Consider the following 12,346-nt stretch of genomic DNA (forward strand, 5'->3'; position numbering starts at 1 on the left):
ATGTCAAATAAAAAAATCGGATTAATTTCCCTTACTGCGCTTGTATTAAGCTCAATGATTGGCTCGGGCATTTTCAGCTTACCGCAAAATATGGCGGAAGTTGCGGGTGCAGAAGCCATTACCATTGGTTGGTTAATTACGGGTGTTGGTATCATCTTTTTAGGTTTATCGTTTTTCTTTATTTCTCGTCTTCGTCCTGATTTAGACGGCGGTATTTACACCTACGCACGAGAAGGTTTCGGCGAGTTAATGGGCTTTATGTCTGCTTGGGGCTATTGGTTATGTGCCACCATCGGTATTGTGGGCTATCTTACCGTCGCTTTTGAAGGTTTAGGCGTATTTACCGATAGCGAAAATACTGTGATTTTCGGGCAAGGCAATACTCTTGCTGCGTTCATCGGTTCATCAATTATTGTGTGGCTAGTGCACGCTTTAATTGCTGGCGGAATTAAAGAGGCGGCTTTCGTAAACCTGATTGCGACCTTTGTAAAAGTTGCTCCGCTTATTCTCTTTATCGGGCTAGGCGTTTGGTATTTTGATGTCGATTTATTCAATTCAGATGTGAAAGCCACTGCCTTGAATAACAGCGTAAGCGATCAAGTAAAAAGCACAATGCTGATTACCTTATGGGTATTTACTGGGGTGGAAGGAGCTTCTGTACTTTCTGCACACGCAAAAAAACGTTCTGATGTTGGCTTAGCAACGGTGTTAGGGATAATTATTGCCCTCGCACTTTATGTAGCAATTACGATTCTTTCTCTCGGTATTTTACCTCGTGAAACCATTGCGAATATGGCAAACCCATCAATGGGTCCATTACTTGATGCCATGATGGGGCCAACAGGTAAAGTAATTATTACCGCCTGTTTGATTGTTTCCGTGCTTGCTTCTTATATTAGCTGGACAATGTACTCCGCTGAAGTGCCTTATCGTGGTTCAAAAAACGGGGCATTCCCGAAAATTTTAGATAAATTGAACGAAAACGGGACACCAATTAACTCTCTTTGGTTTACCGGCTTTGTGGTGCAACTCTGCCTTGTGTTAGTTTTTGTGTTTGAGCAGAGCTATAACACTCTATTGTTGATTTCGACCTCAATGATTTTAATCCCTTACTTCTTAATCGGGGCTTATTTATTCAAGTTATCAATCCAAACTAATGCCGCTTGGTACATTAAACTCACAGGGTTTATGGCTGCAATTTATGGTTTATGGATTGTCTATGCCGCAGGGTTAGAATATTTACTGCTCTCGGTTGTGCTTTATGTGCCGGGTATCTTGCTATATCTCTACTCTAACTATAAATTCAACGGCAGATTAACGCTTTCAAACGCAGAAAAGGTGATTTTAATTATCTTACTCGTGATTTTTGGCTACGCTGTGATTGAATTACCAACACTATTAGCAGAAGGTTAAATGTGAAAAGACCGCTTTTACAAGCGGTCATTTTTTCGGATTTTTTGCAAAAACTTCGTTATAATTGCTAATTCTCACAACAACTAAAACAAGGAGGAAATATGCAAACCTACCAAAATAAAGCACTTTGCCGTGTACGCACCATCACATTATTTCTTAGTTTAACCAAAGATAAATCTCAATGGCAGCAAGCATTAAATTCAGCCAAAGCAGAATTTAACCTTCTCGTTCCTGCCATTCAAAAACAAGGCTATACCATTCAATCTATCCGCATTGTAACCAACAGTTTTGGGGAATATTTGGATTTAACCGATATTCAAACTGCTAAGCAAGATTTAGCCTACTTAAAGCATCTATTAAATCAATTAAGTGATAGCGGTTTACGTATTCGCTTTGCGATTGGCGAGGCAAAAACAGCTCAAGAATTAGCATTATTGCCTGAGCTTATTTTGAATTATGGCGATTTGTCTAATGCTTGTGTCAATGTTGAACTCGATGAATTTGGCATTTTAGATAATGATAAAATTTTACACTCTGCTCAAATTGTGAAACAAATTGCGGACATTACGCCGAGAGGTGAAGGCAACTTTAATTTTACCGTTAATTTTAATTGTAAGCCGTTTATTCCTTATTTTCCTGCCAGCTATCATTCAAGCGAGTTGCCAAATAGTTTCGTTATTGGATTGGAAACGCCTGATTTATTAGTCTCGGTGTTAAAAGAGCTGAATAAAACCCAACATAATGATTTCTATCACCAATGCTATGAGGTGATGTCAGAGGCTCTTCAATATCACGTTGATGAAGTATTAGCAGCAGTAAAATCTGTACAAAGCTCACTAAAATTTGAATTTGCAGGGATTGACAGCTCCGCTGCTCCGTCAAAAAACTGTGCCTCAATGACGGAAGTATATGAACTAATGGGCGTGCCTTTCTTCGGTGCAGCAGGCACGGTGGAAGCCTCCTCTTTATTAACGAAAGTGTTTAAATCTATCAAAAATGTACCGCTTGTAGGCTTTTCTGGCTTAATGCTTGCGGTTACAGAAGATTTAGGGCTTGCCGAAGGCACGCAAAAAGGGCAATTTGATATTAGAGCATTGCTCACATACAGTGCCGTATGTGGAATTGGCTTAGACACCGTTCCTATTCCGAGCGATGCTACTGTTGAACAAATTGCCTCATTAATGCGAGATACGGGAACAATGGCATTTAGGCTCAATAAACCGCTCACAGTGCGTTTATTCCCAATTCCGAATAAAAAAGCAGGAGATATTACCGAATTTGAAAGCGATGATTTATGTAACTGTAAAATTTTAGCCGTACCTTAACAGCCAAAAAGGCTGATGAACATAATTCATCAGCCTTTCGCTTTACTTCACTTTTAACTTTTTCCCCACCGTAATCTGATAGTTTTTCAAATTATTCAGCTCACTAATTTTTTGTGGGGTTGTACCGTAAGCTCTCGCAATGGAGTAAACCGTTTCGTCTTGTTGAACAATGTGGTAGCCATTATTTGAGATTTTAATCTCTTTTTTGGAAGAGGATTTTTCTTTTAGATTTTCTTTCTTTTTATCCGGCTTATTATCAGATTTGGTATTTTGCTCTTTCTTCTGTTCTCTTTGAGCCTCTCCCTTCACTTTTTTAGAATTAGTTTTAGAAGACTTCTCTTCTGCTTTAGCCTTTTCTTTCTGTTCTGATTTTTTACTTACATTTGATGAAGTTGAAAGCCCATTTTTAGCTCGATACGCCACTAATCCTTGATAAATCGCTCTGGCAACTTGTTTGCGATAATTCGTACTTGCTAATTTTGCTTCTTCGGTTGAGTTAGATAAAAACCCCGTTTCAACTAAGACAGACGGAATATCAGGCGAACGCAATACACTTAAACTTGCGTGTTGCGGGGTCGATTTTGCTAACGACATAATATTAGACATCTTCCCTAAAATGCTCTTCCCTAACTCATAACCTGTACGCTGAGAATGTGAAAACTGTAAATCCAACACTGTTTGGTTTAAGTAACGCTCTTTATTGCTGGCAAGTACGGCTCCTGCTCCACCAAGCAATTCCGATTGTTTTTCGTGATCTTCAAGCCATTTCCCCATTTCATCGCTGGCACGGCTGTTTGAAAGCACCCAAACAGAAGCCCCTTTTAAGGAATCCCCTCTGGGCGAAGAATCTGCGTGAATAGAAACTAAGAGATCCGCACGATGCTTACGGGCAATTTCCGTACGCTGTGGTAGTTGAATAAAATAGTCGCCTGAGCGTGTCATTACCGCTTTAAAGTTTGGGTCAGCATCTAATAAGGCTTTTAGCTCTTTGGAGATAGCAAGTGTTACATTTTTTTCTAAAATGCCTAAGTTTTTGCCAATAGCTCCGGGATCTTTCCCACCGTGTCCAGCATCAATAGCCACAATGGTTTTAGCAAAACTCGAAAAACTTAATACACTTAATGCACTAAAAACAATATATTGGATAACCTTCTTCATCACCTTCCCTACAAGCGGTCTATTTTTGATTAAAATTTACTAAAATATCTGTTGCGAACTGATTTTGTGGCACAACCGTAATTTGTCGCCCTTCATTCATATAATCGATTTGAATGATAAAATCAGCCTCTGGAATCATTCCCTCGCCTTTGCTTGCCCATTCAAGCAAACATAATGTTTGTGGTTTGAAATAATCACGAATGCCCATAAATTCTAGTTCTTCTGGATCAGCTAAGCGATATAAGTCAAAATGGTAAATATTAAAAGGGGCGAGATGGTACTCTTCCACTAACGTATAAGTGGGGCTTTTCACATTGCCTTGATGCCCAAACGCTCTCACAATAGCACGAGTTAAGGTGGTTTTACCTGCCCCTAACTCGCCATTGAGATAAATAACCAGAGAGTGCTTACTCTCTTGCAACAAATAGTTTTTAAGTTCTAACGCGAATGATTGACCAAATTCTAGTAATTTAGTTTCATCTTCGCAGTAAAAAGAGAGAGAATTTGTCATTATTTTTCGTCTAAATTAATAAAATGTTCCCGATAAAATTTTAATTCGTTGATGGATTCACGAATATCGTCCAACGCTAAATGGGTGTTCCCTTTACTGAATTTATCCAAAATCTCAGGCTTCCAGCGGCGAGCCAGCTCTTTTAAGGTACTCACATCTAAATGGCGATAGTGGAAATAATCCGCTAAATCAGGCATATATTTATAAAGGAAACGCTTATCCTGTGCAATACTGTTTCCACAAATGGGCGAACTTCCTTTTGGTACCCAACACTTTAAGAAATCAAGGGTTTGCAATTCTGCTGCACGCTCAGTCAGTTTACTCGCTTTTACACGCTCAATTAAGCCATTCGCAGTATGCGTTTTCACACACCAATCACTCATTTTGCCTAATAGCTCATCAGATTGATGAACCGCCAAAACAGGACCTTCCGCTAAAATATTCAGATCTTTATCCGTTACGATTGTTGCAATTTCAATAATACGCTCTTTTTCCGGATCTAACCCTGTCATTTCAAGATCGATCCAAATTAAATTTTGTGCATCTTGCCTCATTTTATTTCCTACTTTTAATTCAATTATTTTGCAAATTTTAGGGCATTTTTAACCGCTTGTGGTACAAATTGGCTAATATCGCCATTGTGTCGATAAATCTCTCTTACCATTGTAGAAGAAAGATAACGCCACTCTATCGAAGGCGGTAAGAAAATCGTTTCTAAATCGCCTGATAATTTGTAATTTAGTTGAGCCAGTTGAATTTCGTAGTCAATATCATCCGCTCCACGAATACCACGAATTAAGGCTTTTGCATTTTGTTCTTTCGCAAAATCGGCAAGTAAACAGCTAAAGCCAATCACCTCAATATTATCAAGCCCAAGACAGCTTTGTTTGACTAATTCAACACGCTCTTCCAACTCAAAAAGTGGTTGCTTACTTGGATTTTTCGCCACCGCCACAATCACTTTTCCAAAAAGATTTGAAGCCTTGCGAATAATATCTAAATGCCCATTGGTAATAGGGTCAAAAGTTCCTGCATAAATAACGTTATAGCTCATTTTATTTCTCTAAATAAGGAGCAAGTAAATCTAAATGCCGTTTTAATGCCCCTTGGTTTTCTTGTAATACACCAAACCCTGAAGCCGCTATTTCTTGCCCGATTTGGGGCTGCGTTAATAATACTTGAATACTGTCGGCTAAGGCTTCAGTAGAACTTTCAACCTCAATTACACCTCTAACTTCCCTCAATTTTTCAAATATTTTCGGAAAATTATAGGTAAACAACCCTGAAATAACCGGTATGTTAAAAGCTATTGGCTCAAGCGGATTATGTCCGCCGTGCTTAACTAAGCTCCCCCCAACGAATGCGATATCAGACAGCCCATAGAGTAACATCATTTCGCCCATTGTATCGCCTAGCAATACTTTTGTTTCTTGATTTAATGGCTCACCTTCCGAACGTTTTACATACTCCAAACCTGATTTTTTAACTAAAAGCTCAACTAACGTGAAGCGTTCAGGGTGTCTCGGCACTAAGATCAATACTAAATCAGGGTACTTGTTCAACAAAATTTGATGGGCTTCTAAAATCAGTTTCTCTTCACCTTCGTGTGTACTGCCCGCAATCCAAATCGGTCTTGACTGTAAATTCAGAGCTGATTTTGTTTCTTGCACGGTTTGATGTAGCTCCGGCGTAATTTCCAAGTCAAATTTAAGATTGCCGGTATTCACCATTTTGGCAGGGTTATAGCCTAATGCCAAATAGCGATCTTTACTCACTTCATCTTGTGCCATAATCAGTGAAATTTGATTGAGCATATCCTTCATACTACCTTTAATCCAACCATATCGTTTGGCGGAACGAGGCGAAAGTCTGGCATTCGCAATCACAAACGGAATATTTCTCCTATTTACTTTACGGATTAAATTTGGCCAAAGCTCGGTTTCGATCACAACCATTAATTTAGGATCAACAAAATTCAGAAAACGCTCTATCGCATCGGGTAAATCATAAGGTAAATAAAAATGTGAAACCGACTCACCAAAAGCAGCCATTACTCGATCTGAACCTGTTGGTGTAACGGTGGTAACAATTAGTGGCAAACTCGGATATAGTTTTCCAATCTCTTTAATCAGTGGTGTTGCCGCAATCACTTCGCCTACAGAGGCGGCGTGAATCACTACCCCTTTAGCATTTGGTTTTTCGGCTTCGTCATAAACACCATAACGCTCCCATAAACGCTTGCGATAAGCGGGTTGTTTACGCCCTTTGTACCACATTAGAAAAAGCACAACGGGTTGTAATAAATAACTTAAACAGATATAGAGTAAACGGAGCATTTATTTTCCTTACAAGCGGTCTTTTTTCTCATTTTTTTGCAATTATCCCTCATTATACCTAAAAATAAACCACGAAATAGTTTAGATTTCGTGGTTTACATTCTTTTAACCTAATTAGGCCTGGTGTGGATTGCGAGTATTCGCATTCACTAGGTTACGCATTAAAAGAGCGAAATCCAACTCAACGTCTTGTGGTACCTCTAAGAAGACAAAATGTCCATCACCAAGTGCCGCATCGACACTTTCATTTTTGCGGTTCAGCATACGCTCAATTTTAAATACGATGTTACCTTTTGGTGTCATCATTTCAACTGAATCACCCACTAAGAATTTGTTCTTAACAGCGACTTCCGCCATACCTTCAGCGTTACGCTTACCCGTAAATTCGCCCACAAATTGTTGGCGTTCTGAAATTGAATAGCCGTATTCATAGTTTTGGTATTCATCGTGGGTATGACGGCGTAAGAAGCCTTCGGTATAGCCACGATGCGCAAGGCTTTCTAGCGTATCCATCAAACTCTCATCAAACGGTTTACCTGCCGCGGCATCATCAATCGCTTTACGATAAACTTGGGCGGTTCTCGCACAGTAATAGAACGATTTTGTACGTCCTTCAATTTTAAGGGAATGTACGCCCATTTGAGTTAAACGTTCAACGTGTTGCACCGCACGCAAGTCTTTTGAGTTCATAAAATAGGTGCCGTGTTCGTCTTCAAAGGCTGTCATTTGCTCGTCTGGACGCTGTGATTCGGTATAGAGGAACACTTTATCTGTTGCCTCCCCTGCTCCTAAGGTTGGAGCGACATTTTTTACCTCAATTTCAGGCTGGTATTTCGGCACGATTTGCCCTACTTCGTCCACCTTACCTTCTTCCATTTTGTATTCCCAACGGCACGCATTGGTACAAGTGCCTTGGTTTGGATCACGCTTATTGATATAGCCCGAAAGTAAGCAACGACCAGAATACGCCATACATAATGCGCCGTGAACAAAGATTTCTAATTCCATTTCCGGCACTTGCTTACGAATTTCTTCGATCTCTTCAAGCGATAATTCACGCGATAAAATCACTCGGGTTAAACCCATTTGATGCCAGAATTTTACCGTTGCCCAGTTCACCGCATTGGCTTGAACAGAAAGGTGGATATCCATTTCAGGGAAGTTTTCACGTACAAGCATAATTAAGCCAGGGTCAGACATAATCAATGCGTCCGGTTTCATATCCACAACTACTTTTAAGTCTTTAATAAAGGTTTTTAATTTTGAGTTGTGAGGGGCAATGTTCACTACCACATAGAATTTTTTGCCTAATGAATGGGCCTCATCAATGGCAATTTTTAAATTCTCGTGGTTAAATTCGTTATTACGCACACGCAAGCTGTAGCGTGGCTGACCTGCGTAAATTGCATCTGCACCGTAAGCAAAAGCATAACGCATATTTTTTAAAGAACCTGCAGGTGAAAGCAGCTCAGGTTTGGCATATTTTAAAGTCATAGGTAATCTCTTTTTCTGATAACAAGTCAGGGTTTTCCACTCAAGGAAAACGTAAGCGGTCTATTTTCTAAGAAATCTTGCATATTGGCAAGTCAATCCAGTAAAATCACATTTTTTATGTGGGGGAAATACGATGAAACTTAGACTCTTTTTCGCAGCAACATTGCTTGCCTTCTCGACCTTAAGCAATGCTCAAAGCATTAAAATGGAAATGATGCAGATGAATATGAACGCAAATAAATTATTGCGAGCTAATTCTTCAGAAGAGTTTCAACAAGCTGCAAAAAACTTCATCGAAATTACGGAAAAAACCAAAGCAATTTTTCCAAATAAAGTTGAAGGAGATAAAACTGACGAAGCTGATTACCAAGCAGGTATGCAAAAACTAATTGACGTGGTGAAAAAAGCCGATGAAAAAGCACAAGCAGGCGAGTTACAAGAAGCCAAAATGATGGTTTCAGAGCTTGAATTCATTAAACGTGAATATCACAAAAAATACAAATAATTATGTAGGGGCGGCCCTGTGCCTGCCCATAAATAAAGTATCTAATGTGGACAGGCACAGAGTCTGTCCCTACTACTATTCAAACTCTAATTCCACCGAATTTTCCCCCAGTAGCTCTTTTAGCTCCGAGAACATTTGCTCATTCGGCGTGACCCGCCATTCCACACCTCCTTTTAACAACGCTCTCCCTTCTGGGCTTTGATAGTAGAAATGTAAAGGCATTGTGCCTTCCTTGTGAGGCTCAATAATAGCGGTCATTTTTCTTACAAAATTTACAGATAATTGATCTTGGCTGATAGCCAACGCCAAACTTTTCGCAAATCGGCTACGAGCTTCATCAAGGGATAATACTTCTCTTGCCGACATTTTTAATCCCCCGCTGAAATCATCAAACTGCACCGAGCCTGTTGCCACAATAATTTGATCTTGCTGCATTAAATGCCCAAAGTTTTCCAATGCTTCAGAGAAAAGGGTAATATCGAGCTTGCCCGAACGATCTTCAATTGTGGCAATGCCGATACGGCTACCACGTTTTGTTACCGCCACTCGTGATGCCATTACAATGCCAGAAACTGTTGTCATCTGCCCTCTAAACGTTGGCTGAAGTTCGTTCAGTCTATTTGGTGCATAATGTGATAACTCTTTTAAGAATCTGCCGATTGGGTGTCCACTTAAATAAAGCCCTAATGTGGCACGTTCGCCATCTAAAATGGTTTGTTCAGACCATTTTGGCGTATTGGCATAGGCATTTTGCACTTCTTCAGGGGTTTCAGTTAGCACACCGAACATATCGCTCTGCCCTAACTCTTCCATTTTAGCGTGTTGATCCGAGGCTTTGAGTGCATCTTCTAAATTTTTCATTAACGCCGCACGGTGTGGACCGAGCTTATCGAAAGCCCCTGACATAATCAGACCTTCAAAAGTTCGGCGGTTAATTTTTTTCAGATCGACACGGGCAGTTAAATCAAACAGATCTTTGAATTTACCATCTTTGTTACGAGCAGTTAAAATCGCCTCGATAGGGCCTTCCCCAACACCTTTAATTGCCCCCAAACCGTACACAATTTCGCCTTTTTCATTCACACTAAAGCGATGTTTGCCGCTATTTACATCAGGGGGCACAACAGTTAGCCCCATATTCATACATTCATCGTAGAAACCAACAATTTTATCGGTATTATCCATCTCAGAAGTCATTACCGCCGCCATAAATTCTGCAGGATAATGGGCTTTTAGCCAAAGTGTTTGGTAGGAAACTAACGCATACGCCGCTGAGTGCGATTTATTAAAGCCGTAACCCGCAAATTTTTCTACTAAGTCGAAAATTTGACCTGCCAGTTTGCCATCAATCCCTTTTGATTCCGCCCCTTTTTCAAAGACTTCTCGTTGAGCCGCCATCTCCTCTGGCTTTTTCTTACCCATTGCACGGCGAAGTAAGTCTGCCCCACCGAGCGTATAGCCTGCAAGCTCTTGGGCAATCTGCATTACTTGCTCTTGGTAAACAATAACGCCGTAAGTTGGCTCTAAAATCGGCTTTAGACATTCGTGCTGATATTGCGGATCAGGGTAAGACACCTCTTCTTTACCGTGTTTACGGTCAATAAAGTTCTGCACCATTCCCGACTCAAGAGGGCCGGGGCGGAACAGTGCTACTAGAGCGATAATATCTTCAAAACAGTCAGGCTTCAGGCGCGAAATTAAGTCTTTCATACCTCTCGATTCTAGCTGGAACACCGCCGTTGTTTTTGCCGCCAGTAATAAATCAAAGGATTTTTTATCATCGAGTGGAATGGTTTCAATCCGAATCGGCTCTTTGCCTTCACGAGCTAAACGCTCGTTAATCATCTCTAACGCCCATTTAATAATGGTGAGCGTACGCAGCCCCAAGAAGTCAAATTTCACTAAGCCTGCATATTCCACATCGTTTTTGTCAAAATGGGTAACAGGGTGCAAACCTTCACTATCACAATAAAGCGGTGAAAAATCGGTAATTGCCGTCGGAGCAATTACCACTCCCCCTGCGTGTTTACCTGCATTTCGAGTTACGCCCTCTAGCTTACGAGCCATATCGATAAGATCTTTCACTTCCTCATCGGCTTCATAGAGTTCTGGCAATTTTGGTTCTGCGGCAAAGGCTTTTTCGAGCGTCATTCCCGGATCAGGCGGAATCAGTTTAGATATACGATCCACAAAGCTATAAGGATGTCCTAACACACGCCCTACATCTCGAATTACCGCTTTCGCCGCCATCGTACCAAAGGTGATAATTTGGGATACCGCTTGTCGCCCATAGGTTTCCGCAACGTGCTCAATCACACGATCTCGCCCGTCCATACAGAAATCGACGTCAAAGTCAGGCATTGAAACACGTTCAGGGTTGAGGAAACGCTCAAAAAGCAAATCAAATTCTAATGGGTCAAGATCGGTAATCTTCAACGCATACGCTACGAGCGATCCAGCACCCGAACCACGACCCGGCCCCACAGGAATATCATTATCTTTCGACCATTGAATAAACTCCATCACGATCAGGAAGTAGCCCGGAAAGCCCATCTGGTTGATTACGTCTAGCTCAACTTGCAATCTTTCGTCATAAACTGACCGCTTGTTAGCTCTTTCTTCAGGATCAGGGAATAAAAATTCCAAACGCTCTTCTAATCCTTCTTTGGATTTTTTCACTAAAAAATCTTCGGTTGAAAGATCGCCAGTTGGGAAATTAGGTAGAAAATATTCACCTAAACGAACCGTAACCGAACAACGTTTCGCAATTTCTACCGTATTGGCTAAGGCACTTGGTAAATCCGCAAATAGCTTGCACATTTCTTCTTCTGTACGGAAATATTGCTTCGGCGAATATTTTTTCGGGCGTTTCGGATCGTCTAAGGTGTAGCTGTCATGAATTGCCACACGGATTTCGTGAGCATCAAAGTCATCTTCTTTTAGGAAAACAACATCGTTCACTGCCACTAATGGAATTGCATTTTTTTGTGAAAATTCGACCGCTTGTTTAATGTAGCGTTCTTCATCTGCCCGCCCAGTACGGCAAACCGACATATAGAAATGATTTGGGTAGTATTGTTGATAAAAAGCAAGTTTTTCTACGGCTTCTGTTAGATTTTCTTTTAGTAAGGCTTTGCCCACATCGCCCATTCTCCCGCCCGAGAGAATAATAATGCCTTCATTCAGTTCAGCCAGCCACTCTTTTTCTACCATTGGTAGTTCAACATAACCTTGTTGATAGGCTTTAGACAAAATTTGGGTAATATTGTGATAGCCTTTATTGTTTTTGGCGAGTAGTGTTAGCTCAAAATAATCATCATTGCCCGTCTCAGATTTGACATAAACATCTGTCCCGATAATCGGCTTAATGCCTGCTCCTAACGCTTCGCCATAAAATTTTACTAAGCCACAAAAATTGGTGAAATCGGTTAAGCCCATTGCCACCATATTATTGGCAACGGCAGTTTTGACTAATGATTTAACCTTCGCTAAACCATTAATCATAGAGAAATCACTGTGTACTTTTAAATGAACGAAACGACAATCAGACATAAGAAATCGGAATAAACAGAATATATCGTAGGGGCGGGTCCTGTACCCGCCC

At 40.7% G+C, this 12,346-nt stretch carries 10 protein-coding genes; 3 read left to right on the forward strand and 7 right to left on the reverse strand.

Annotation, left to right across the window (positions count from 1 at the left end):
- Together ACERCG_RS05850 and ACERCG_RS05855 are read left to right on the forward strand one after the other, a co-directional pair.
- The gene (locus tag ACERCG_RS05850; RefSeq protein WP_373611115.1) at positions 1-1,413 is read left to right on the forward strand and encodes a basic amino acid/polyamine antiporter; all 1,413 of its coding nucleotides are present in this window, start codon (positions 1-3) and stop codon (positions 1,411-1,413) included.
- A gap of 101 nt (positions 1,414-1,514) precedes the next feature.
- Positions 1,515-2,738, forward strand: coding sequence for a DUF711 family protein (locus tag ACERCG_RS05855; protein ID WP_373611116.1), 1,224 nt, complete (start codon positions 1,515-1,517; stop codon positions 2,736-2,738).
- Between the two features lie 42 nt (positions 2,739-2,780).
- Here ACERCG_RS05855 and ACERCG_RS05860 read toward each other — a convergent pair whose 3' ends face one another.
- The 6 genes from ACERCG_RS05860 to yegQ form a co-directional block, all read right to left on the reverse strand.
- Positions 2,781-3,896: an N-acetylmuramoyl-L-alanine amidase gene (locus ACERCG_RS05860; protein ID WP_373611117.1), complete on the reverse strand. Its 1,116-nt coding sequence runs from the start codon at positions 3,894-3,896 to the stop codon at positions 2,781-2,783.
- Between the two features lie 19 nt (positions 3,897-3,915).
- Positions 3,916-4,407, reverse strand: a complete 492-nt coding sequence (gene tsaE, locus ACERCG_RS05865; protein WP_373611118.1) for a tRNA (adenosine(37)-N6)-threonylcarbamoyltransferase complex ATPase subunit type 1 TsaE — start codon at positions 4,405-4,407, stop codon at positions 3,916-3,918.
- Complete coding sequence (gene orn / locus ACERCG_RS05870; protein WP_373611119.1) at positions 4,407-4,961, reverse strand: oligoribonuclease; 555 nt, start codon at positions 4,959-4,961, stop codon at positions 4,407-4,409. Before orn ends, tsaE begins: the two co-directional genes overlap by 1 nt.
- Positions 4,962-4,984: 23 nt before the next feature.
- Positions 4,985-5,461 (reverse strand): pantetheine-phosphate adenylyltransferase, encoded by a 477-nt coding sequence (coaD, locus tag ACERCG_RS05875; RefSeq protein ID WP_373611120.1) that lies wholly within the window; start codon positions 5,459-5,461, stop codon positions 4,985-4,987.
- A 1-nt stretch (position 5,462) separates the two neighbouring features.
- Positions 5,463-6,743, reverse strand: a complete 1,281-nt coding sequence (gene waaA, locus ACERCG_RS05880) for a lipid IV(A) 3-deoxy-D-manno-octulosonic acid transferase (protein ID WP_373611121.1) — start codon at positions 6,741-6,743, stop codon at positions 5,463-5,465.
- Between the two features lie 114 nt (positions 6,744-6,857).
- Entirely contained in the window at positions 6,858-8,237 is a 1,380-nt protein-coding gene (yegQ, locus tag ACERCG_RS05885; RefSeq protein WP_373611122.1) for a tRNA 5-hydroxyuridine modification protein YegQ, read from the reverse strand.
- Positions 8,238-8,370: 133 nt separating this feature from the next.
- On the opposite strand from yegQ, the gene ACERCG_RS05890 reads away from it, so the two are divergent.
- Positions 8,371-8,742, forward strand: a complete 372-nt coding sequence (locus ACERCG_RS05890; RefSeq protein ID WP_373611123.1) for a cytochrome b562 — start codon at positions 8,371-8,373, stop codon at positions 8,740-8,742.
- 75 nt (positions 8,743-8,817) lie between these two features.
- On the opposite strand, the gene dnaE is transcribed toward ACERCG_RS05890, so the two are convergent.
- On the reverse strand, positions 8,818-12,294 hold the full coding sequence (gene dnaE / locus ACERCG_RS05895) for a DNA polymerase III subunit alpha (protein ID WP_373611124.1): 3,477 nt from the start codon (positions 12,292-12,294) through the stop codon (positions 8,818-8,820).
- Positions 12,295-12,346 lie beyond the last annotated feature (52 nt).

The organism is Mannheimia sp. E30BD, from assembly GCF_041807785.1.
Lineage (GTDB): Bacteria > Pseudomonadota > Gammaproteobacteria > Enterobacterales > Pasteurellaceae > Mannheimia.